General features: G+C 61.3%; 25 protein-coding genes. 18 read left to right on the forward strand and 7 right to left on the reverse strand.

The annotated features are described in order from the left end of the window. Positions 1–258: 258 nt before the first annotated feature. The 4 genes from ACI2KA_RS08430 to ACI2KA_RS08445 all read left to right on the forward strand — a co-directional run bounded on the left by ACI2KA_RS08430 (position 259) and on the right by ACI2KA_RS08445 (position 2548). Positions 259–669, forward strand: coding sequence for a universal stress protein (locus ACI2KA_RS08430; RefSeq protein WP_404501006.1), 411 nt, complete (start codon positions 259–261; stop codon positions 667–669). A gap of 60 nt (positions 670–729) precedes the next feature. Continuing rightward, the gene (locus tag ACI2KA_RS08435) at positions 730–1050 is read left to right on the forward strand and encodes a TraR/DksA family transcriptional regulator (RefSeq protein ID WP_404501008.1); all 321 of its coding nucleotides are present in this window, start codon (positions 730–732) and stop codon (positions 1048–1050) included. 215 nt (positions 1051–1265) lie between these two features. Further along, positions 1266–1934 (forward strand): hemolysin III family protein, encoded by a 669-nt coding sequence (locus ACI2KA_RS08440; protein ID WP_404501010.1) that lies wholly within the window; start codon positions 1266–1268, stop codon positions 1932–1934. A gap of 116 nt (positions 1935–2050) precedes the next feature. Next, on the forward strand, positions 2051–2548 hold the full coding sequence (locus tag ACI2KA_RS08445; RefSeq protein ID WP_404501012.1) for a GNAT family N-acetyltransferase: 498 nt from the start codon (positions 2051–2053) through the stop codon (positions 2546–2548). Positions 2549–2567: 19 nt separating this feature from the next. Here the strand turns inward: ACI2KA_RS08445 and ACI2KA_RS08450 are convergent, their stop codons facing one another. Together ACI2KA_RS08450 and msrB are read right to left on the reverse strand one after the other, a co-directional pair. Then, the gene (locus tag ACI2KA_RS08450) at positions 2568–3194 is read right to left on the reverse strand and encodes a LysE family translocator (RefSeq protein WP_404501014.1); all 627 of its coding nucleotides are present in this window, start codon (positions 3192–3194) and stop codon (positions 2568–2570) included. 117 nt (positions 3195–3311) lie between these two features. Continuing rightward, positions 3312–3719, reverse strand: coding sequence for a peptide-methionine (R)-S-oxide reductase MsrB (gene msrB / locus ACI2KA_RS08455; RefSeq protein ID WP_404501016.1), 408 nt, complete (start codon positions 3717–3719; stop codon positions 3312–3314). A gap of 230 nt (positions 3720–3949) precedes the next feature. On the opposite strand from msrB, the gene ACI2KA_RS08460 reads away from it, so the two are divergent. The 10 genes from ACI2KA_RS08460 to ACI2KA_RS08505 all read left to right on the forward strand — a co-directional run bounded on the left by ACI2KA_RS08460 (position 3950) and on the right by ACI2KA_RS08505 (position 12443). Then, the gene (locus tag ACI2KA_RS08460) at positions 3950–6319 is read left to right on the forward strand and encodes a putative monovalent cation/H+ antiporter subunit A (RefSeq protein WP_404501018.1); all 2370 of its coding nucleotides are present in this window, start codon (positions 3950–3952) and stop codon (positions 6317–6319) included. Further along, positions 6316–6735, forward strand: coding sequence for a Na+/H+ antiporter subunit B (locus ACI2KA_RS08465; protein WP_404501020.1), 420 nt, complete (start codon positions 6316–6318; stop codon positions 6733–6735). The genes ACI2KA_RS08460 and ACI2KA_RS08465 overlap by 4 nt, the downstream gene beginning before the upstream one ends. Beyond that, positions 6735–7112 (forward strand): Na+/H+ antiporter subunit C, encoded by a 378-nt coding sequence (locus ACI2KA_RS08470; RefSeq protein WP_404501022.1) that lies wholly within the window; start codon positions 6735–6737, stop codon positions 7110–7112. The genes ACI2KA_RS08465 and ACI2KA_RS08470 overlap by 1 nt, the downstream gene beginning before the upstream one ends. Before the next feature lie 21 nt (positions 7113–7133). Further along, the gene (locus tag ACI2KA_RS08475) at positions 7134–8708 is read left to right on the forward strand and encodes a Na+/H+ antiporter subunit D (RefSeq protein WP_404501024.1); all 1575 of its coding nucleotides are present in this window, start codon (positions 7134–7136) and stop codon (positions 8706–8708) included. After that, on the forward strand, positions 8705–9184 hold the full coding sequence (locus ACI2KA_RS08480; RefSeq protein ID WP_404501026.1) for a Na+/H+ antiporter subunit E: 480 nt from the start codon (positions 8705–8707) through the stop codon (positions 9182–9184). Before ACI2KA_RS08475 ends, ACI2KA_RS08480 begins: the two co-directional genes overlap by 4 nt. Further along, on the forward strand, positions 9181–9567 hold the full coding sequence (locus ACI2KA_RS08485; RefSeq protein ID WP_404501029.1) for a cation:proton antiporter: 387 nt from the start codon (positions 9181–9183) through the stop codon (positions 9565–9567). Before ACI2KA_RS08480 ends, ACI2KA_RS08485 begins: the two co-directional genes overlap by 4 nt. Beyond that, positions 9564–9896 (forward strand): monovalent cation/H(+) antiporter subunit G, encoded by a 333-nt coding sequence (gene mnhG, locus ACI2KA_RS08490; protein ID WP_404501031.1) that lies wholly within the window; start codon positions 9564–9566, stop codon positions 9894–9896. Before ACI2KA_RS08485 ends, mnhG begins: the two co-directional genes overlap by 4 nt. 432 nt (positions 9897–10328) lie before the next feature. Then, the gene (ros, locus tag ACI2KA_RS08495) at positions 10329–10757 is read left to right on the forward strand and encodes a MucR family transcriptional regulator Ros (RefSeq protein WP_003497181.1); all 429 of its coding nucleotides are present in this window, start codon (positions 10329–10331) and stop codon (positions 10755–10757) included. A gap of 425 nt (positions 10758–11182) precedes the next feature. Beyond that, a complete protein-coding gene (locus ACI2KA_RS08500; protein WP_404501033.1) occupies positions 11183–11605 on the forward strand; it encodes a helix-turn-helix domain-containing protein in 423 nt (140 codons plus the stop codon). Further along, entirely contained in the window at positions 11598–12443 is an 846-nt protein-coding gene (locus ACI2KA_RS08505) for a DUF6456 domain-containing protein (RefSeq protein ID WP_404501035.1), read from the forward strand. The genes ACI2KA_RS08500 and ACI2KA_RS08505 overlap by 8 nt, the downstream gene beginning before the upstream one ends. On the opposite strand, the gene ACI2KA_RS08510 is transcribed toward ACI2KA_RS08505, so the two are convergent. Both ACI2KA_RS08510 and ACI2KA_RS08515 read right to left on the reverse strand, forming a co-directional pair. Beyond that, positions 12433–12849, reverse strand: coding sequence for a SufE family protein (locus ACI2KA_RS08510; RefSeq protein WP_404501037.1), 417 nt, complete (start codon positions 12847–12849; stop codon positions 12433–12435). The genes ACI2KA_RS08505 and ACI2KA_RS08510 overlap by 11 nt on opposite strands. Positions 12850–13040: 191 nt before the next feature. Continuing rightward, the gene (locus ACI2KA_RS08515; RefSeq protein ID WP_404501039.1) at positions 13041–13466 is read right to left on the reverse strand and encodes a DUF5330 domain-containing protein; all 426 of its coding nucleotides are present in this window, start codon (positions 13464–13466) and stop codon (positions 13041–13043) included. Positions 13467–13951: 485 nt separating this feature from the next. Here ACI2KA_RS08515 and ACI2KA_RS08520 point away from each other — a divergent pair, with 485 nt between their 5' ends. Genes ACI2KA_RS08520 through ACI2KA_RS08530 form a run of 3 tightly spaced genes read left to right on the forward strand, consistent with a single transcriptional unit; the run spans position 13952 to position 16764 of the window. Beyond that, positions 13952–15481: a sensor histidine kinase gene (locus tag ACI2KA_RS08520; RefSeq protein WP_404501041.1), complete on the forward strand. Its 1530-nt coding sequence runs from the start codon at positions 13952–13954 to the stop codon at positions 15479–15481. Then, positions 15453–16361 carry a peptidoglycan-binding protein gene (locus tag ACI2KA_RS08525; protein ID WP_404501043.1) on the forward strand — a complete coding sequence of 303 codons (909 nt, stop codon included), beginning with the start codon at positions 15453–15455 and terminating at the stop codon, positions 16359–16361. The genes ACI2KA_RS08520 and ACI2KA_RS08525 overlap by 29 nt, the downstream gene beginning before the upstream one ends. 49 nt (positions 16362–16410) lie before the next feature. After that, entirely contained in the window at positions 16411–16764 is a 354-nt protein-coding gene (locus tag ACI2KA_RS08530; RefSeq protein ID WP_404501045.1) for a DUF1491 family protein, read from the forward strand. A gap of 14 nt (positions 16765–16778) precedes the next feature. Here the strand turns inward: ACI2KA_RS08530 and ACI2KA_RS08535 are convergent, their stop codons facing one another. After that, on the reverse strand, positions 16779–17714 hold the full coding sequence (locus ACI2KA_RS08535; protein ID WP_404501212.1) for a DUF2336 domain-containing protein: 936 nt from the start codon (positions 17712–17714) through the stop codon (positions 16779–16781). A 553-nt stretch (positions 17715–18267) separates the two neighbouring features. Between ACI2KA_RS08535 and ACI2KA_RS08540 the strand changes: the two genes are divergently transcribed. Next, positions 18268–18456, forward strand: a complete 189-nt coding sequence (locus tag ACI2KA_RS08540) for a hypothetical protein (protein ID WP_404501047.1) — start codon at positions 18268–18270, stop codon at positions 18454–18456. Between the two features lie 20 nt (positions 18457–18476). Here the strand turns inward: ACI2KA_RS08540 and ACI2KA_RS08545 are convergent, their stop codons facing one another. Both ACI2KA_RS08545 and ACI2KA_RS08550 read right to left on the reverse strand, forming a co-directional pair. Then, positions 18477–19025 (reverse strand): DUF1254 domain-containing protein, encoded by a 549-nt coding sequence (locus ACI2KA_RS08545; protein ID WP_404501049.1) that lies wholly within the window; start codon positions 19023–19025, stop codon positions 18477–18479. Next, the gene (locus tag ACI2KA_RS08550; RefSeq protein WP_404501051.1) at positions 19018–19605 is read right to left on the reverse strand and encodes a DUF1214 domain-containing protein; all 588 of its coding nucleotides are present in this window, start codon (positions 19603–19605) and stop codon (positions 19018–19020) included. Before ACI2KA_RS08550 ends, ACI2KA_RS08545 begins: the two co-directional genes overlap by 8 nt. Between the last annotated feature and the right edge of the window lie 67 nt (positions 19606–19672).

The raw sequence follows: 19672 nt of genomic DNA on the forward strand, positions 1-19672 counted from the left end.
GACGCGCCAGACGGCGGATCGGTCGCCGACCTTTGTCGGCTGACGCCGCTTCGCGGCGTTTGTCGAGGGTGAATATGGGCCGGGTTTGTCGTTCAGCAAAGATCACCGTCTGGCGATTGACTGTCCATTATTCGTTGACAATGCCAGTTTGGCTGCCGCTCCGGCTTTGACTTCGATCAAGGCGAGAGACGGCGGGGCGGAGGAATATCAGCCCGAGCCCGACACGAGAAACGGCGGATCACAGCAAAGGAGACAGCCATGTACAAGAAGATCATCGTACCGGTAGACCTCAGCGCCACCGACAAGGGCGAAAAGATCCTCGCAAGGGCGAGGGCGCTTCTGGATGCCGATGGCGAGATCGTCCTCATCAATGTGGTTGAGGAACTGCCCGGCTACATGGCGATCGACCTGCCCGTCGATCTCATCGAAAACGCCATCAAGGACGCCAAGGCGAAACTTGCGGAGTTGAAGGCAAAGAGCGGCTTTAACGGCAGCCAGGAAATCAGAAGCGGCGCGCCGGCGCGCGAGATCATCGCCGCGGCCGAGGAACACAAGGCCGACCTCATCATCATCGCGTCGCACACGCCGGACTTCAGCAATTATTTCATCGGCGCCACCGCCGACCGCGTGGTGCGCCACGCCAAATGCTCGGTGCTGGTGGATCGATGAAAGCCTGACGTTTTAGGGTCGCGGGCGGGTTTTCCGCCCGTGCCGGCTGGAGGAAAAACCATGAATGTCGAACGTTACGAGAAGATCCTGCGTGACCGCCAGCGCGAGCTTTATCGCCGCCTGCACCGGATCGAGGCCGATTTCGAACAGCCTCGCAATCCCGATGACGACGATCGCGCCACCGAACGCAGCAACGACGAGGTGCTGGACGAGCTGGGGCAGGTGGGCCAGGATGAGCTGCGCGCCATCGACGCAGCTCTCGGCCGTGTCGCCAAGGGCACCTTCGGCACCTGTGTCAAATGCGGCAAGCGGATTTCGGAGGACAGGCTGAAGGCGGTGCCCTATACGCCGTTTTGCCAGGAATGTGCTGCGGCGTTGTGAAATGGCGTCGTGGAGACACGTCGTGCCCGCCCTTTTCCACCCTTGTCCCTGTGACATCCTCGGGCTTGTTCCGGGGAACAGGAATGAGGGAAGCAGTGGACCTCTCCTTTCGCGACAGTCTCGAACGCAATTTGATCGCCGTTAACCGGCCGCTGTCTTGTTCCTGTCTAATATTGTCTCCATGCTTTGGGAAAGCACGCGGACAGGATTGGACTATGAGTGATTTGTGGCGGTTCGGGCGCCAGTATGATTTTCACGAGATCGTCGCCGATGGCATCGTCCATGGCGTCGGCATCGTTTTTGCGCTGGTCGGCGCCACGGCGCTGATTTTTTACGCCACCGTCTGGGGCAGTCTCAGCGCGATCGCCGCGGCCTGGATTTACGGTCTCGGTCTCGTCGCCTGTCTGTCCGTGTCCTTCACCTACAATATTTGGCCGCACTCGCGGGTGAAATGGTTCCTGCGCCGGCTGGACCATTCGGCGATCTTCATCCTCATCGCCGCCACCTATACCCCCTTCCTGATGCGCGGCATAAACGATCCGCTGATCGCCACCATGCTGGGGCTGATCTGGCTCGCCGCGCTTTGCGGCATCCTCCTCAAATGCCTGTTTCCCGGCCGATACGACCGGGTGGCCATCGGCCTTTATCTCGCCATGGGCTGGAGCGGCATCATGGTGGTCGAGCCTTTGTCGTCGCATCTTGCGCCCGTCACGCTCTGGCTGATCGTCGCCGGCGGCATCATCTATTCGCTCGGCGTGATCTTCCATGTCTGGGAAAAGCTGCGGTTCCAGAATGCCATCTGGCACGCTTTCGTCGTCGCCGCCGCCGCCGTGCATTATTTCGCCGTGGTCACGGCGTTCAGCCTCGTGCCGCTGGCATCCTGAAGAATGTGTGCCGATGGCGTATGAGTACTGGACAGCCATTCGCATCATCGCCTAATCCTCGTGCGGATGGCGGCTGAAAATACCGCCGCTGCAAGCAGGAAAAAGGGTGAACGACGATGAGCGTGCAACTGCGCGAGGCGACCGTGGACGATCTCTCCGGCATCATGGAGATTTACAATGATGCGGTGGTGAACACGACGGCGATCTGGAACGACGTGCTGGTCGATCTGGAAAACCGCAAGGAATGGTTCGCCGCCCGCACGTCACGCGGCTTTCCGGTCATCGCCGCCATTCTCGACGGCAAGGTCGCAGGCTATGCTTCCTACGGCGACTGGCGCGCTTTCGACGGTTATCGCCACACCCGCGAACATTCGGTCTATGTGCATAAGGATGCGCGCGGCCACGGCATCGGCAAAAAGCTGATGCAGGCGCTGATCGATCATGCCTCGGGCAACGACGTGCATGTGCTGATCGCCGCCATCGAGGCGGAAAACACCGCCTCCATCCGCCTGCATGAAAGTCTCGGTTTCAGGGTCGTCGGCCGGTTTTCGGAAGTCGGCACCAAGTTCGGCCGCTGGCTGGATTTGACGTGTATGGAGCTTAAATTAGGCTAGCAGGATGGCCGGATTTCCTTCAGGCCGGACGCCGGGCGAAGGCAAGCATGACGCCGAAGGCCATCATCATCGAGCCGCTGATCCGGTTGACGCGCTTCAAGGCTCGCGCATTGCGCATGAGACCGGACAGTCGTGAGCCGACAAAGGCATAAACGGCAATCGCCACCACCTCGAGCAGAAGGAAAATCGCCCCAAGCGTGGCGAAACTCTGCCAATAGGCGTCCTGCTGGATGAATTGCGGGAAAAAGGCCGTGAAGATCAAAATAGCCTTGGGATTGCCGGAGGCGACGAAAAACTCCTGCCGCAGATAGGTTTTGAGAATATTGCCGTTGGCCGAGGCTACGTCAGGGGCTTCAACCTCAGCCTTCGAGCGGATGAGCTTGAAGCCGATCCACAGCAGATAAACAACACCGATCCATTTGATCAGTGAGAACATCATCTCGGACGCCATCAAAAGTGCGCCAAGCCCGAGTGCTGCAATCGCGATCATACCCGCAAAAGCAACCAGCCTGCCGCTTGCCGCCATCACCGCCGTCGCCATGCCGTAGCGCGCTCCCACCGTCATCGACAGAAGATTGTTCGGCCCGAAGGCCATGTTCAGGGCAAAGCAGGCGGGGATGAAAATGAGGATGGTTTCGAGCGTCATGACGATGATCCGGAAGAAGTGAGACGGTGATGATCTCACTCTCCGGTCCGGCTGTCGAGACGGCCATTTCAGCGATGAAGGCCGGCAGGGGCAGCCGGCCTTTCACCGCATCTTTCCTCAAACCGGCTCGAACACCATCGAATGGCCGTTGATGCAATAACGCAGGCCGGTGGGCTTCGGCCCGTCCGGGAAGACGTGGCCGAGATGGCCGCCGCAATTGGCACAGCGGATTTCGGTGCGCACCATGCCGTAGCTCGCATCGCGATGTTCCGTCACCGCCCCCGGCTTCACCGGCTCGAAGTAGCTCGGCCAGCCGCAACCCGCATCGAATTTCGTGTCGGAGAGGAACAGCGGCTCGTCGCAGGCCGCACAGCGATAGAGGCCCTTTTCGAACGCGTTCCAGTAAGGCCCGGTAAAGGCGCGCTCGGTGCCGTGCTCGCGCAGGATGCGGTATTGCTCCGGGGTCAGCTGCTCGCGCCATTCGGCATCGGTCTTGTTGACTTTGGGGGATGTCAGATCGCTCATGGAATGATCCTTTCTGTTCCTGCCTCAGATAATCATCGCCGTTGCGGATTGAAAGAGGACACATCTCATAACGAGTTCGTTATGCTGCCGATCGGGAGTCGATTTGGGTTGAGATGGCGTTGCCTATGCCTTAACTGAAAATTCGATTTGAAAAAGAGAACGCCAGTCACTGGCGCGCGGGGTGGGGGACACCCCAGGCAGATGTGTGGGGGACACCCCGGGAGATGTGAATGACGCCCGATGTCACGCCGCTGACATTCCTGTCGCTGTTTCTGCCGTTTCTGGCGGCGCTGGCCGCACCGGCGCTGGTGAAAAGATTCGGCCACAACGCCGCCTGGATGCTGGCGCTCGCACCGGGGCTGGCCTTTGTCCATTTTGCCCTGATGTTGCCCGATGTGGCGGCGGGCGGCGTGGTGACGGGCGGTTATGCCTGGGTGCCGAGCTTCAACCTCAGCTTCTCCTGGTTCATCGATGGCCTGTCGCTCACCTTCGCGCTCTTGATCACCGGCATCGGCCTGCTGATCGTGCTTTATGCCGGCGGTTATATGAAGGGGCATCCGCAGCAGGGGCGTTTCCTGTCCTTCCTGCTTCTGTTCATGGGCGCGATGCTGGGCGTCGTGGTGTCCGACAGCCTGCTGATGCTGTTCGTTTTCTGGGAACTGACTTCCATCACCTCCTTCCTGCTGATCGGGTTCGACCACGAGCGCGCCGCCTCGCGCCGCGCTGCGCTGCAGGCGCTGGTGGTGACCGGCGGCGGTGGTCTTTTGCTGCTTGCCGGGCTGATCTTCATCTGGGACATCAGCGGCATGACGCAACTGTCGATGCTGGTGCACGGCGGCGATATCCTGCGCGACAGCCCGTTTTATCTGGCCGCGCTGCTTCTGGTCCTCGGCGGCGCCTTCACCAAATCGGCGCAGTTTCCCTTCCATTTCTGGCTGCCCAACGCCATGGAGGCGCCGACGCCGGTGTCGGCCTATCTGCATTCGGCAACCATGGTGAAGGCCGGCGTCTATCTCCTGATGCGCCTCAACCCGGTGCTTGGCGATACCGCCGCCTGGCAGATCCTGCTGCCCTTCTTCGGCGGGCTGACCATGCTTACCGGCGCGCTGCTGGCCGTGCGCCAGACCGATCTCAAGCTGATGCTTGCCTATACGACCGTCTCCTCGCTCGGCCTTCTGGTCATGTTGACGGGCTTCGGCTCGGACCAGGCCATCGAGGCGGCGGTGCTTTATCTGGTGGCGCATTCGCTGTTCAAGGGTGCGCTGTTCATGGTCGCGGGCATCATCGATCACGAGGCCGGCACCCGTGACGTCACGAAGCTCGGCGGCCTGCGCAAGGCCATGCCCATCACCTTTGCAGCGGCTCTGGCCGCGGCGATTTCCATGGCCGGCCTGCCGCCCTTCTTCGGTTTTCTCGCCAAGGAGGAGATCTATTACGCGCTGGCGCATGGCAATCCGCGTGCCGTGCTGTTCACCGGCATCGCCATCCTCGGCAACGGGCTGATGTTCGCCGTCGCCTTCGCCGTGGCGCTGAAACCCTTCCTCGGCAGGCCGGTGAAAACCCCGAAACACGCGCATGAGGGTCCGCTGCTGCTATGGCTCGGCCCGGCGCTCTTGGCGCTGAAGGGGCTCACCATCGCCCTGTTTGCCGGTATCGCGCATTTCTACATCTCCACCCCCATGGCAAGCGCCATTGCCGGCGAGCCGCGCCCGGTGGAAATCTCGCTCATTCCCCATATCGGCGTGCCGCTCGGCCTGTCGCTGCTGACGGTCGCGCTCGGCATCATCCTCTATACGCGTCTCTCGGCGGTCCGCAGCCTGATGGACCGGACGTTCAGGGCGCTGGGGGCCGGGCCGGACAGGGGGTTCGATGTCTTCGTCGAGGCGCTGGTGAAAGCCTCTTTCCACGTCACCCGGCTCATCCAGCCCGGCCGGCTGGAATTTTACGTCACCGCCACCTTTGCCGTCATTGCCGTGGTGCTGCTCGTGCCGCTGTTTCTCTACGGTGAACTTCCCTCCATGCCGGCATGGCCGCGCGATGTCCAGATCCACGAACTGACCTTCATCGCCATCGCGGTGGCGGGCCTCGTCGCCGTGCTGACGGCGTCAAGCCGGCTTACCGCCATCATCGCGCTTGGCATTCAGGGTTTTGCCGTGGCGGTGATTTTCCTGCTCTTCGGTGCGCCGGACCTGTCCTTCACGCAATTCATGGTCGAAACCCTGTCGGTGGTCATTCTGACGCTGGTGATGACGCGGCTGCGCCTGTCGCCGTCGGATCATCGCGGGCTTGGCCAGAAGCTCCTGGACAGCACCATCGCCATTGCCTGCGGAACCGGTTTCGCCCTGTTCCTGATGCGGGCGACGCAAGCGAGCTTCGACAACCGCCTGACGGACTTCTACAACACCTATTCCAAGGTCGTCGCCCATGGCGCCAATGTGGTCAACGTCATCATCGTCGATTTCCGCGGCACGGATACGCTGGGCGAAATCGCCGTGGTGATGATCACCGGCCTCGCCATCCTCGCGCTCATCCGCATCCGTCCGGCCGCAGCCGCCAAGGGGCCGGCCAAGACGATAAAGAAGAAGGGAGCGCGGGCATGAACACGCTCATTTTGCGCACTGTCGCGCCCGTCATCACCAGCCTCATGGTGCTCTTCTCGGTCTTCGTGTTGCTGCGCGGCCATAACGAGCCGGGCGGCGGTTTCATCGGCGGGCTGATCGCCGTCTCGGCGCTGGCGATCTATGGCATCGCTTATGGCGTGTCGGCGGTCCGGCGCGCCATCGTGTTTCACCCGCTGGCGATTGCAGGCGCGGGCCTGCTGATGGCGATGCTGTCCGGCCTCGTTTCGATTGCCGCCGGCGTGCCCTTCATGACCGGGCTCTGGGTCTATCCCAGCCTGTTCGGCGTCGAGGTGCCGCTTTCCACCGTCATGTCCTTCGATATCGGCGTTTATCTCGTCGTGGTCGGCGCCATCACCTCCATTGCGCTTGCACTGGAAGAAAGGGAAAGCGACTGATGGAAGCGGTCTTCTCCATTCTCGTCGGCATCTTCTTTTCGGTGGCGATCTATCTCATGCTGTCGCGCCACAGCATCCGCATGCTGCTCGGAATCGCCATTCTCGGCAATGCCGTCAACCTCCTGCTATTTACGGCGGGCAGGCTGACGCGCGAAGTGCCGCCGATCATTCCGGCCGGCATGGATGCCCTGCCGACCGGCGCGGCCAACCCGCTACCACAGGCGCTCATCCTCACGGCAATCGTCATTTCCTTTTCCTTCTTCTGTTTCCTTCTGGTGCTGACCTGGCGCGCCTTCCAGGAATTGCAGACCGACGACACGGACGAAATGCGCACCGCAGAACCCGCAGGCGAGCCGCTGCCGCCGCTCGGTTATTGAGCGGGCGAGGCTGAGACAGACATGGCTTCTTCCACCACCTCCGCAATAACCGATCTTTCCGCCGCGCTCGTCATGGCGCCCGTGCCGTTTGCCGACTGGCTGATCATCCTGCCCGTTGCGCTCTGCATCGGCGCCGGCGCCGTGCTGATGATGATGCGCCACGCCATCCGCCACCATGCGGCCGTCGCCGTCGCCGCGCTCTTCCTGCTCGTGCTTCTCGATGCAGCGCTCTTGTGGAAGGTCGCGACGCAAGGCCCCTTCACCATGGTCATGGGCCGCTGGCTGCCGCCTTTCGGTATCGCATTCACCGCCGATCTCACCGGCGCACTGCTGTCGCTTGCCGCCGCCATCGTTGCGCTTGCGGGCGCCATCCATGCCGCGGGCGATATCGACGCCAGCGGCAGGCGCTACGGTTTTTATCCGTTCCTGATGCTCCTGATGGCCGGTGTCACCGGCGCTTTCCTGACCGGCGATATCTTCAACCTCTATGTCTGGTTCGAGGTGCTGCTGATCTCGTCCTTCGGCCTCATCGTGCTCGGCTCGAGGCGTGAGCAGATCGACGGCGCACTGAAATACGCCATACTGAACCTCATCGGTACGACGCTGTTCCTGATCACGGTCGGTTATCTCTATGCCATCTTCGGCACGCTCAACATGGCCGATATTGCGCTGAAGGCGAACGGGCTGCGCGCAACCGCACCGCTGATGACGCTCGCCAGCCTCTTTGCGCTTGCCTTCGCCATGAAGGCCGCCGCCTTTCCGGTCAATTTCTGGCTGCCCGCTTCCTATCACACGCCGCGCATCGTCGTGTCCGCCCTTTTCGGCGGCCTGCTCACCAAGGTCGGCATCTATTCGCTGCTGCGCGTCATGGTCATGCTGTTTCCGGTCGAGCGTGAGGAACTCAGCATCGTCATCGCCATTTCGGCGGCGCTCACCATGCTGCTGGGCGCGATGGGCGCGCTCGCCCAGAACGACATCCGCCGCATGCTCGGTTACATCGTCATATCGGGCATCGGCTACATGATGGCCGGCATCGCCATCGGCACGCCGTCGGGCGTGTCGGGCGCGATCTTTTACGCGCTGCATTCCATGGTGCTGATGACGGCGCTTTATCTTGCGGCCGGTCATGCCGCCCGCCTCGGCGGCGGCTTCAGCCTTGCCGGGCTCGGCGGCCTTTACCGGCAGGCCCCGTGGTTTTCGGCACTGGCGCTGGCGCTGTTTTTCGCAGGCTCCGGCCTGCCGCCCTTTTCCGGCTTCTGGCCGAAGGCCGTGCTGGTCAAATCGGCGATCGATATCGGCGCCTGGTGGCTCGCCGCCGCCATTCTCGTCTCCGGCTTCATTGCCACCATCGCCTTCGGGCGCATCTTCCTTCTGTGTTTCTGGCGCCCGGCCGCATCGGCGGTCCAGCCGCCATCACAGGCGCCGTCACCTCCGGCGATCCCGTCCGTCGCGCCGCTGGCCGGGCTGACCCTGCTGGTGGTGTTTTTCGGCCTGTTTCCCGAAAGCCTGCTCAATCTCAGCCAGCAGGCGGCGGCGGGGCTGGGCGATCCCCGGGCCTATATCCAGTCTGTCTTTTCCGAGGGAGGCAGGCCATGAGCCTTTATATCGTGCAATTGCTGTTCCTCGCCATCTGGCTTGCCGTGACCGGCAGCGTCACGCCGGCGAATATCGTTTTCGGTCTCATCGTCTCCACACTGGCGCTCGGTCTCATCCGCCATCAGATTCCCGGCGGCGATAATCACTGGCTGCGGCTGATGCGGGTGCTGTCGCTCGTGCTGTTGTTCTTCAAGGAACTGGCGCTGTCCGCCTGGAAGGTGGCCGTGCTGGTGACGCGGCCGAAGCTCGACGTGAAGCCCGGCATCTTCGCCTATCCGCTGACGGTGACGACGGATTTCGAAATCACCCTGCTTGCCAATCTCATCACCCTGACCCCCGGCACGCTTTCGGTCGATGTTTCCGCCGACAGGAAGACGCTCTACGTCCACGCGATAGACTGCAGCGATATCGATGCCGCCAGGAACGACATCAGGAACGGCTTCGAAAGAAAGATCATGGAGGCGTTTCAGCAATGACTCCGGAACATATTGTTTCATTTGCCACTATATTTGCCTCGGTTGTTCTGTCGGCTGCGTTTTTGCTGACAGTCTATCGCGTCGTCGTCGGCCCGACCCTGCCGGACCGGATCGTCGCGCTCGACATGCTGGTCGGCATCGCCATCGGCTTTATCGCGGTCATCGCCATCCGCACCGGCTTCAACCTTTATGTCGATATCGCCATTGCGCTCGGGCTGGTCGGTTTTCTGGCAACGGTGGCCTTTGCCCGTTTCGTGCTGTCGCGCGGCCCGGATGGCGGGCGCATGTCGAAGGCGGTGCTGGACGGCGGGCGCGCATCGGAAACGATGGAGAAAAAATCGTCAGATTCGCCGCGTGGCGGAAAAGGAAAGGGCGGACGATGACCGGCTGGTTCGTTGCCATTCTCGTTGCGGCGCTGACGGTCTCGGGAGCCGCCTTTTCACTGATCGCGGCAATCGGGCTCAATCGCCTGCCCGATCTCTATACCCGCATGCATGCGGCCTCCAAGGCGGGAACGGTGGGCTCGGGGCTCCTGCTTCTGGCGGTGGGCATTCATTCCCTGGACATGTCGACACTGGCGCGGGCGCTTGCCGGTTTCTTTTTCTTCATTCTGACGGCGCCGGTATCGGCACATCTTCTGGCTATGGCGGCGCATAAGGCAGGTTATCCGCTTCACGATAAATCGGTAGTTGATGACCTGAAGAAAATTTGAAGTTGAATTCCCCCTGATAATGGGGGGTATTCATTTTCAATTACTACTTGGCATAGTATTTTATTACCCGTGATTTTTTGTATTCGAATTAGACTGTTTTGAACTAAAAAATTCTCAATAGGAATTTGACTTTTGCTGTTTTGATGTTATCCAAATTAAGTGTAAAGTTGCTATACGCGATTTGCATCTAGCCTCTTCATAGTCAGCATAGGCATTTTATTAATGTCTAATCTATGGTCGGTCAGGCCATTGCTGCCCATGTCGTGGGCCATAAGTTGAATCTCGGATTAATACGTTTCCGGTTTTCGCTTGAAATCTAGGGGTAGATTTCACGTTGGTTTCAACAAGGCGAAGGTGGGGCACCGGGTAACTTCACATCGCTCGATGCGGCGTTCGCCCGCTTCAGGGGATCAATAAACAGGAGATACTTAAATGACGGAAACTGCATACGGTAACGCCCAGGATCTGCTGGTCGAACTGACGGCAGATATTGTGGCTGCCTATGTTAGCAACCACGTCGTTCCGGTAACAGACCTTCCCGGCCTTATTTCGGATGTTCACACGGCACTCAGCGGCACCTCGGCACCGGCATCGGTGGCGGTCAATGTCGAAAAGCAGAAGCCTGCCGTCTCGGTTCGCAAGTCGGTTCAGGACGACCATATCGTCTGTTTGGAATGCGGCGGCTCGTTCAAGTCGCTCAAACGCCACCTGACGACACATCACAGCATGACACCGGAAGAATATCGCGAAAAATGGGACCTGCCGGTCGATTACCCGATGGTTGCGCCCGCCTATGCCGAAGCCCGTTCGCGGCTCGCCAAGGAAATGGGTCTCGGCCAGCGCCGCAAGGCCAGCCGCTGATCTTTTACAGACGGTCCGCCCGGCCGCCTTTCTCTTCGGGGAAGGGCGGCCGGTCAGGCCAGATCAGATCAGATCAGATCAGATCAGATCAAGGGGCCAGCTCTCCGACGATCGCTGATCTCCCCCTCAGCCTTCTGCCGAGCCGTTCTCCCCGGCGGGGAGGAGAGGCGGCAAGCGTCACGCGCTCGCCCATTGAGGCCTTGTTGCGGTAGCATCGTTTTATATGAAAAAAGTCCAGCCGGTCCGTCGACCGGCTTTTTTATTGCCGCGCATAATTTCGAATGAGGAAAAAAATCCTTTATCGATGTCGCGGTTTCTCCAAAAATAAAGGCAAATCAATTGCATGATTTGCGAGGCCAAATTTACGCTTCCCCGCGACCGTTTGCAGGTGTATGAATTAATTCCTATTCGTAGAGGAGTTGCATATGCCGTCGGATACATTGCTTCTGTCTGCCGCCGCGCGGCCTCGCATGCCGGTTGCCGATCGCCCCTTTCGCCAGCGGCGGCCGGTGGCCGGACGGGAGGAGGTGCCGCGTCTTTGCCGTCTGGTCTGCCAGCTCACCGGGGAAATGGTGCGGTTGACGGGTGATCGCCTGACGGCGCGCCGTGACAGCCGGCGCACCGAATGCCATATCCGCCAGATCGCCATGTATGTCTGCCATGTACAGCTGGGCATGCCCATGTCGGATATAGCGCCCTGCTTCGGCAGGGACAGGACGACGGTGGGCCATGCCTGCCAGGTCGTTGAGGACCGGCGGGACGAACCGGCTTTCGATGAGTTCGTTGCCACGCTGGAGCGCCTTGCCGGCGGCATCTTTTGCGCCATGAGAGGTGTTCGGGATGAGTGAATTGAACAAGGCCCCGGTCGCCTGCGCAAATGCGGCTCTGCTGCGGCTGTTGCGTCGCATCGCCACCGGCGCGGCCGAAGTGACGCAGGAGGGTGACGAGACCATCCTGCGGCGGACGCGTCCGGGGCAGGATGCGCTGCGGTTTCCGGCCGAAACGGTGCGGTTTGCCGTTTCCGCCGGGCTTCTCCGGCGGCAGGACAACATTCTGTCCGCGGCGCCGCCGCTTGCCTCCTATCTGAAGCGCGCAATGGCAAAGGATCGCGAGGAGATTTTTCAGGAACAGCACCGGGATATGCGGACGGTGGTGGTGGATGTCGATGAAACCAGGCAATCCGCCCGGCAAAACCTCAACACCGCGCCGCTCATCAGCCTCTCACGGCTGAAGGAGCGGAATGGCAAGGCGTTTTTTCCGGCCGAGGCGCTGGAGGCAGGCGAGCGCCTCGCTGCCGATTTTCATCGCGGTCACCTCAATCCCAGGGTCACGGCGACGTGGGAGCCGCGAATGGCGAAGCGGACCAAGGGTGAGGCGGGAGGCATGCCCGATCTCACCGAGGCGGCGATGGCGGCCCGGGCGCGGTTTTCCCGCGCGGCCGAGGCGATGGGGCCTGAGCTCTCGGGCGTCGCCATCGATATCTGCTGTTTCGAAAAGGGCCTGGAGACGGTGGAGCGGGAACGGCTGTGGCCGGCGCGTTCGGCGAAATTGCTGCTCAGGGCCGCGCTGCTGTCGCTTGCCCGCCATTACGCTCCGCCCGCCACCCCCGCAGGGGGCAAGGGGCACCATTGGGGCGATGCGGATTATCGCCCCTCGATGGCGGCGCGATCAGCGCTCAGGCGGTGAGCAGCCGGGCTTCCTCGCGGATGCGCTTGATCATGGAGCGCAGGCCGTTTGCACGCTGCGACGACAGATGCTCCACCAGCCCGATCCTGTCGAACACCTCGATGGCGTCCAGATTTGCGATCTCGGATGCCCTCCTGCCGGAATAGACGGCAAGAACGATGGCGACGAGGCCGCGCACGATATGCGCATCCGAATCGCCTTCGAAGGTCAGGAGAGGATCTTCGGCGCCGTCGCTGTGGCTGACCAGCCAGACCTGGCTTGCGCAGCCCTGCACCTTGTTTTCGGCGGTGCGCTTGTCCTCCGGCAGATCGGGAAGCGCCTTGCCGAGTTCGATGACATAACGATAGCGGTCCTCCCAGTCATCGAGGAAAGCGAAATCGTCGAGGATTGTTTCGAGAGAGGCCATGTGCGCGCCGTATCGTCCGTTATTCGATGGTCTTTGCTACGATATAGGGGAAGTGCACGAGGTTTTGAACCACGCGCAGGAAAAAGCCCACGGAAAACAGGTTTCCGTGGGCAAGTCAGGCAGGCAGTCGGCAGCCGGATATCACCGGCGGCAGGAAGGAATGCGGCGCGCAGATGCGCGGCGGGACGGGATCAGGGGGCAGGGCGCTTCTGCGGCAGGGGAATGACGGTGCCGGTCTTCAGCATGTCGGTATCCTTCGGGAATTCGACGCTGACGACCGGAGCTTCGGCCATTTTTCCGGTCTCTGCGGCCACTTCGGCGGCAGGCGCGGTCTTGTCGCCGGCGGCAAGCTGCTTGTCGAGCAGTTCATAGGCGACCTTGGCGCCTTCCTTCGCCCGCTCACCGAGCGCATGGAAGGTTTCCGCGCCCTTGACGCAGACGTCGGGTTTTTCGGTGCAGATGGCGCTGACATAACGATAGGCCTCGCCCGCAGCCGAAAAGGCGCTGGGAATATCGAAGGCGGAAGGTTCCTTGGCCGGATCGCTGCTGCTGCCGAAATAGGACAGCGCCACCAGCACCAGCGAAAACCAGAATGTTCCTTTGATCAGAAACCACATTGTCAGACACCCTGCCAGATGATCTTTGTTTTGAAGCCCCGCCCGGTTTCGGGTCATCGGCCTTTGTCCCGTTTTTCGGGCTTGTGAAGAAGCTACAGGCGACCGGCGAACAGCCGATTGCAAAAAGCGGCGCAATTTAATTCAAATTGTATCTATTCTCCTCGTATCGGGACGCTCGCCGCCAATTCGTTCGCATTTTAACAGTCCATGTTAAGCATAATTGCGACAGAGGCCGCGCGTTCCGGGGCAAAGCGGCGGCAGGTGTTGCCACAAAAGTTAACGCGATGGCAAAAATGAAGCGAAATCCGTCGCTTACCCGTCATTAACCATGATTGGCAAAGCTTCGGGTAAATGCCCCGTATTGGGACTGCGGGGCGTTTGAAGGCCGTTTGACGCCATTCTTTTTATCCATTCCTTAAGCCGCCGCCTTCTATTGTCGGAACCGTTAAATCCGCCTCAGGGATTCGGTATTGGTATTGCGTAATATGAGAGAAAAAGCGGTCGCACTGGTCGACCATGCCGCGGGCAGATGGCTTGCGCGCATGGAGGAGGACGCCGAAAGGCGCGCCGGAACCGTTGCGCGCCTGCGCCGCCTGATTGCCTTCAGCGCGGTCGGCCTTGTTGTTGTGCCCGCCCTCTTCAGCCTCGTCTTCAGCCCCGCCATCGCGCTGCCCATCGGCGCCGCCCTGGTGCTGGCGCTGTTTCTGGCCGCCGCCGCCCTGTCGATCGCCTTTTCCCGCCCCGTGCGCGGTGCGGCGTCTTTGTCCGAGCGCGCCGGAGACGATGATCTCGTGGCGGCGTCGCAGGTGCCCGGCCTCGTGCTCACCATCAATGAAAACGGCGTCGTCGAACGGGTTTCCGGTCGTGACCGCGCGGCGTTCCCGGCCGAACTTCAGGCGAGCAAGGGCCATGTCCTTGCCGAATATGTCTATGTCTCCGACCGTATCGAGCTGATGCAGGCCTTTGACCTGCTGCGGCAGGGCGAGGACACGGCCAGCGCCGAGCTTCGCTTCGAAACCGGTGCGAAATCGCGCCAGGCGCAGTTCATGCACGCCCGTATCGAGATGACTGCCATCCGTGGCGCGACCGGTCGCCTGCGCCGCATCGTCGCCCAGCTGTCCGATATCACCGAAATGGAGCGCCTGCGCCGTGACGTCGCCCGCAAGGCGGCGGAAGCGGAATCGGCCAATGACGCCAAGTCGCGTTTCCTTGCCGCCGTCAGCCACGAGCTGCGCACGCCGCTCAACGCCGTCCTCGGTTTTTCCGATATTCTGGCGGGCGAATATTTCGGCCGGCTGGAGAATGACCGCCAGCGGGAATATGTCGGGCTGATCCGGCAGTCCGGCGCGCATCTCCTGTCCGTCGTCAACACCATGCTGGATATGAGCAAGCTGGAAGCCGGCCGTTACGAGCTGATCATGGAAAGCTTCCCGATCGCCGAAACCATCGCATCCTGCGAGGCCATGCTCGGCCTGCAGGCGAAGGAAAAAGGCCTGACATTGACCAGCCGCATCCAGCGCGGCATCGGTGAAATCTCGGCCGACCAGCGCGCCATCCGGCAGGTTCTCATCAATCTGGCCGGCAATGCCATAAAATTCACCGATACGGGTGGTGTCGTGTCGATCGACGCCGCGCGTGACGGCAGGATGCTGAAGCTGACGGTCAGCGATACCGGCATCGGTATCGCGTCCGACAAGATCGACCTGCTGGGCCAGCCCTTCATGCAGGTTCAGAATGAATATACCCGTCGCTATGAGGGCACGGGTCTCGGACTGTCGCTGGTCAAGGGCCTGGTGGCGTTGCATGGCGGCACCTTCGCCATCACCAGCCAGCCCGGCGAGGGGACAGTCGTAACGATCGTGCTGCCTGCCGACGGTTCCGGCATGGCGGCTGGCGAAAGTGCCGAAACCGAATGCATGGTGGAGTTTCCGCCGCGCATCCGGCAGCTCGGCGATATTGCCGCAATGATGAAGAAGGATGGTGACGATGGCCCCGCGAAAGCGAAAATCGCCTAAGAAAACAACGGCCCAGATTGGCGTCGGGCTTGTTTCCTTGGTGGTTGCGGCCATCGGGCGGGAAATCCTGCGCCGTCCGAAACTGGTCGGCGGTTCTGGCGCCTTTGCGGTCGTCTTCGGTTTTGTCGCCGCCAATGCGCTCTGGTATCAGCCGGGCGTTCACCCGTCCCCGTTCCTGCGCACGCGGGATGCGGAAAACCCGAACGGCATCGCCGGTTATCGTCCGGCTGAACCGCTCGGCACCCATGGCAATGTCACCACCTTCCGCATAGAGCGCCCTGCCGAGACGGAAACGGCGCAGCCGCCGGCAACCGAGACCGCCGCGCTGCCGGCCGCCGAAAGCCAGAAACCGCAGCAGATCGTTGCCGATATTCAGGCAGAATTGAAGAAGCGCGGGCTTTATGAAGGCGAGGCGGATGGCCGCATGGGGCCGAAGACGGCCGCCGCCATCATGTTCTTCGAGGAAACGCTCGGCATGGAACAGACCGGCGAGCCGACGACCCGGGTGCTGGCCGCCCTCAGGATCGATGGCGCCACCGTTGCCGCCATTCCGAAAGACCGGCCCTCCGACACCGGCGGCGGCGTCGAGATCGACCCGGTCGCGGCCGCCATCCGCAAGGCGGAGGCGCCGAGGCCCAAGGCCGAACCGGTTTCGCTCAACAGCGCGGCCGCCACCGCCAGGCCGGCCAGCCGCGAACTGATCGCCAAGATCCAGCAGGGGCTGATCAATATCGCCTATGCCGATGTGAAGGTGGACGGTGTGGCCGGCCAGCAGACCCGCAACGCCATCCGCGCTTTCGAAAAGCATTATCGTCTGCCGGAAACCGGCGAGCCGAGCGAAGTGGTGCTGAAGAAGCTGAAGTCGATCGGGGCGATTTGAGGTTTGATGGACAGCGCACCTGTGGCAGCGTAAAATCGAAAGCACATCCATGCGCCTCAAATCCGAAATGTTCGTCTCCGCCCTCATCCGCCGCGTCTTCGCCGCCGGCGGGTTTGCCGCCGTCGAAAAGAAGGGCGCTGAAGAGGCGGGTGCGATCTTCATTCGCCAGCGCCTGCGTGACGGTCGCGAAAACCTTTACGGACCCGCGCCGCAAAGTTTCGCGGATGACGGGGAAATCCGTGCCGAGCGCCGTTTCGAAACGCGTCTTGCCGGTGCGGAAGGCGCGGACAGCGCCGCGCTTCTGGAGAGAGAACGACGCTTCGACAGCGATCTGTGGATCGTCGAGATCGAGACGGACGAGATCGGCACCCTGCTGTCGCTGGTGGACCAGCCGCAGGCCTGAACGGCGCAGAGGTTTTACCCCTGCGTTCCCGTCCTGTGGGCAGCCGGGGTCACCTGGCCCCGCCTTTCGCGGCCATGCGTATAGCTGTCCGCCCGCCGCCAGCTTTCCACCCGCTCTTCGGATTCCACGATGTCGAGCCGGTCGAGCAGGGCCTCGGCGCGGCTCATGTCACCCTCTGCGGCGGCAAGATGCGGATAGAAACATTGCAGGATAAAGGCGGCTTCGGAAAATTCCATGCCGAGACCGATCAGCGTGGTCGCAAGCTGCGCGCCTGATATATCGAGCATGATACGCTCCGACAGCCAGTAGCTGGACGAGAGCGAATCCGCCAGCGCAATGGCGAATTGCCGGGCATTGCGCTCGCGGGCAAAACGCACCAGCAGCGCTTCCTGCACCTCGTTCAGGCGGCGCAGGCCAAGGACGTCGCTTTCCGGGCGGTTGAGGTGATGCGCCATCCGCTTGATTTGCTGGCGCATTTCTTCTTCCAGCGCGGAAGCGGCGGCGATGCTGTCGGTCTTTTGTTCGGCTTTCGGCTCTTCGGAGCTTACCGCGGCCTGCGGATCGGCATCCACCGGCTCTGTGTCCGGCCGCTTCCGGTCTTCGGCATGGCGCAGGCCGACGAGCGCGTCGATAACGGTCGGCGAAAGCGCCTCGCGCCGGACGATGGCGCGGGCATGCGCCGCGCCCTGCGTGCGGGCGATGGTGATCAGCGTGTCGTCGTCCAGGCACTTCGATGCGATGAGGAAGGGAGCCGCAAGCGAAATCGGCTGGCAGGCGATGAAGAAGGCGACGGCCGAAGGCACGCTCGGGTGCTGCGAGAGCGCGGCAATCGCCTCTCGCTTGGCTTCATCGGTGGAGGCAATAAAAAGCGGCATGAAAAGTTCGGCAAATTGCCTGAGGTCCGTTTTTGACGGATGGGAAACATTCTCGAAATTCGTCACGGTGGCCATCAGCACCACATCTTTCTTCCTCACGGCTCTTGGCCTCTCAAGTTCTCGAAACCGGTCGGTCAACGCACTACCCAACAAACGCAAACACAATATCGGGTCAAATTAGAGCAAATCCGTTGACGTCCTGTTAACTATGGGGGGTGGCAAGAGAGAATCCGCGTCTATCAACAAGGAAATTTTAAAACCTTCGTGACGGGAAAAATGCCGTGGAACCCTGCCGCATCGCCTTTGTTTTCAACGGGTGCAGCGCTGCCGGTGATAAATCGGCGTCCGTTGATTAAGGTTAACGGATCATTAACCTCTGTCTGTTTGTAATTTCATGGGCAGTATTAGGATTCCATGTTATTCTCACGTTCGGAATAAAAGCCAAATTGGCGGCGAGATGCCTGAATGTCCGCATAGTCCTGCGTTAAACCCGTTGCGGTTTTGAGGACATGCGAGAACCAGCCTGTGGGCTGGGTTATGCGCAATGTGATGGTGATGAAATTCCCGACGCAAGACGAGGCTTGCGCGGTTCCCATGGGCAACATTGACTCCCGAAGAGGAGACGAGCATGGCAGACATTATTCCAATCGGCGACGCCCGACGAAGCCTGCGCCCGGCCGGCATGGCCGGCACGGTGATAGGCCCGGCAAAGGTGGTGCTGTTTACCGGCGTGCGTTATGAAAAACGCGACAAGGAGCCGTCCGGCAAGGTGGCGGGCAAGGGCAAATCCACGCCGGAGACGGCGCTGAAATCCTGATTAATGGGAATAGACCGGCGTTATTTCCACGGCGTCGGCTGGCATTTCGCCTCGTTCAGGAACCGTTCCGCTTCTTCGCCGAAACTCGGCTGCGGCACCAGGGTCCGCAACACCACATATCCTTCCGTCTGATCCGATTCCGCCAGAATGGCCTGCGACAGCGCGGGCGGCTGCGCCTTGCGAATGGCGGCGATCTGCACCGCATCGGCGACCAGAATATCCATGACCCCGCCGGCCGAGGTGCGGTCGTTCATGCTGAACACCTCGTTCGAGGCCTTGTCGTAGACAGCGACCGACCAGAAGGGCACGGCGCCGATGGCGGTCAGCCGGATCGGCTTTTCCTCGATATCGAAGGTGCAGACGGCAACGCGCATGAAGGGATCGCCGCTGCCCAGCGTCTTTTTCTCCGTCGTCTCCTCCAGCAGATGAAACTGATGCGGTTTTCCTTCGGCCACCGCGCGCGTATAGGCATCGCGATTGCTGAAATGCGGTATCGCCAGAAGAATGATGACATGCAGCACGGCGGCGGCGACAAGGCCGGTGAGGATGGCGAGCAGGACCCTAAGCATGGCCGCACCCCAGCTTGCGCACCTGCGGCATGGCGATGTCGATCAGGCCGGAACTGCCGGCCACCGGCGTGTCGAGCAGCGTCATGACCAGCTTGAACGTCTGGCCCTGCGGCACAGCCAGCCAGTTGTAGGTCTGGGCGTCGGGGGCGATGGTGATGTCGATGCCGCCATCGGCGCTGCGCAGAAGCGTGCGGGAATTCAGCGCGAAAGGCCGTCCGGCATCGTCCGCCAGCACATTGCCCTGCTGATCGGCGGTATAAAGCGTCCAGAACCGTGCCGGCGGCACGGCGCCGGCCAGCCGGTAACGGCATTCACCGCTCAGCCTTTGCCCGTCGCTGTCGACGGAGGCGGTGAAAGCCAGACCTTCCGCGGTTCCGTAAAGCAGCTTGCCGGCGTCGGCGCGGTGCGATTTGGCGTAAGGATCGGCCTCGATCGTCTGCGCCTCGGGAAACGCATCCCAGGAGCCGATGCGGATCGACCCGAAACCGGATGTCGCCTCGAGCGCCGCCAGCGTCGCGGCAATACCGCCGCCAAAGGCGATCAGAAGGGCGATGCCGACAAGGAATGGAACTCGAAACACGCTGTTTTCCCGTTTTTGAACAGGTCGAGGACTATCACTGATTCCCTGTTTGGAAAATGGCGCGGCT

The organism is Agrobacterium sp. NPDC089420, from assembly GCF_044900305.1.
Taxonomy (GTDB): Bacteria; Pseudomonadota; Alphaproteobacteria; order Rhizobiales; family Rhizobiaceae; genus Agrobacterium.

What these genes read in the sequence shown, in the direction of transcription:
- ACI2KA_RS08480 (WP_404501026.1), top strand. Translation starts at nt 8,705, where the DNA reads ATGAGCCTTTATATCGTGCAATTGCTGTTCCTCGCCATCTGGCTTGCC.
- ACI2KA_RS08540 (WP_404501047.1), top strand. Translation starts at nt 18,268, where the DNA reads ATGGCAGACATTATTCCAATCGGCGACGCCCGACGAAGCCTGCGCCCG.
- msrB (WP_404501016.1), bottom strand. Translation starts at nt 3,719, where the DNA reads ATGAGCGATCTGACATCCCCCAAAGTCAACAAGACCGATGCCGAATGG.
- ACI2KA_RS08430 (WP_404501006.1), top strand. Translation starts at nt 259, where the DNA reads ATGTACAAGAAGATCATCGTACCGGTAGACCTCAGCGCCACCGACAAG.
- ACI2KA_RS08460 (WP_404501018.1), top strand. Translation starts at nt 3,950, where the DNA reads ATGACGCCCGATGTCACGCCGCTGACATTCCTGTCGCTGTTTCTGCCG.
- ACI2KA_RS08505 (WP_404501035.1), top strand. Translation starts at nt 11,598, where the DNA reads ATGAGTGAATTGAACAAGGCCCCGGTCGCCTGCGCAAATGCGGCTCTG.
- ACI2KA_RS08475 (WP_404501024.1), top strand. Translation starts at nt 7,134, where the DNA reads ATGGCTTCTTCCACCACCTCCGCAATAACCGATCTTTCCGCCGCGCTC.
- ACI2KA_RS08435 (WP_404501008.1), top strand. Translation starts at nt 730, where the DNA reads ATGAATGTCGAACGTTACGAGAAGATCCTGCGTGACCGCCAGCGCGAG.
- ACI2KA_RS08440 (WP_404501010.1), top strand. Translation starts at nt 1,266, where the DNA reads ATGAGTGATTTGTGGCGGTTCGGGCGCCAGTATGATTTTCACGAGATC.
- ACI2KA_RS08450 (WP_404501014.1), bottom strand. Translation starts at nt 3,194, where the DNA reads ATGACGCTCGAAACCATCCTCATTTTCATCCCCGCCTGCTTTGCCCTG.
- ACI2KA_RS08515 (WP_404501039.1), bottom strand. Translation starts at nt 13,466, where the DNA reads ATGTGGTTTCTGATCAAAGGAACATTCTGGTTTTCGCTGGTGCTGGTG.
- ACI2KA_RS08485 (WP_404501029.1), top strand. Translation starts at nt 9,181, where the DNA reads ATGACTCCGGAACATATTGTTTCATTTGCCACTATATTTGCCTCGGTT.
- ACI2KA_RS08500 (WP_404501033.1), top strand. Translation starts at nt 11,183, where the DNA reads ATGCCGTCGGATACATTGCTTCTGTCTGCCGCCGCGCGGCCTCGCATG.
- ACI2KA_RS08520 (WP_404501041.1), top strand. Translation starts at nt 13,952, where the DNA reads ATGAGAGAAAAAGCGGTCGCACTGGTCGACCATGCCGCGGGCAGATGG.
- ros (WP_003497181.1), top strand. Translation starts at nt 10,329, where the DNA reads ATGACGGAAACTGCATACGGTAACGCCCAGGATCTGCTGGTCGAACTG.
- ACI2KA_RS08445 (WP_404501012.1), top strand. Translation starts at nt 2,051, where the DNA reads ATGAGCGTGCAACTGCGCGAGGCGACCGTGGACGATCTCTCCGGCATC.
- ACI2KA_RS08465 (WP_404501020.1), top strand. Translation starts at nt 6,316, where the DNA reads ATGAACACGCTCATTTTGCGCACTGTCGCGCCCGTCATCACCAGCCTC.
- ACI2KA_RS08535 (WP_404501212.1), bottom strand. Translation starts at nt 17,714, where the DNA reads ATGGCCACCGTGACGAATTTCGAGAATGTTTCCCATCCGTCAAAAACG.
- ACI2KA_RS08470 (WP_404501022.1), top strand. Translation starts at nt 6,735, where the DNA reads ATGGAAGCGGTCTTCTCCATTCTCGTCGGCATCTTCTTTTCGGTGGCG.
- ACI2KA_RS08545 (WP_404501049.1), bottom strand. Translation starts at nt 19,025, where the DNA reads ATGCTTAGGGTCCTGCTCGCCATCCTCACCGGCCTTGTCGCCGCCGCC.
- ACI2KA_RS08525 (WP_404501043.1), top strand. Translation starts at nt 15,453, where the DNA reads ATGGCCCCGCGAAAGCGAAAATCGCCTAAGAAAACAACGGCCCAGATT.
- mnhG (WP_404501031.1), top strand. Translation starts at nt 9,564, where the DNA reads ATGACCGGCTGGTTCGTTGCCATTCTCGTTGCGGCGCTGACGGTCTCG.
- ACI2KA_RS08530 (WP_404501045.1), top strand. Translation starts at nt 16,411, where the DNA reads ATGCGCCTCAAATCCGAAATGTTCGTCTCCGCCCTCATCCGCCGCGTC.
- ACI2KA_RS08510 (WP_404501037.1), bottom strand. Translation starts at nt 12,849, where the DNA reads ATGGCCTCTCTCGAAACAATCCTCGACGATTTCGCTTTCCTCGATGAC.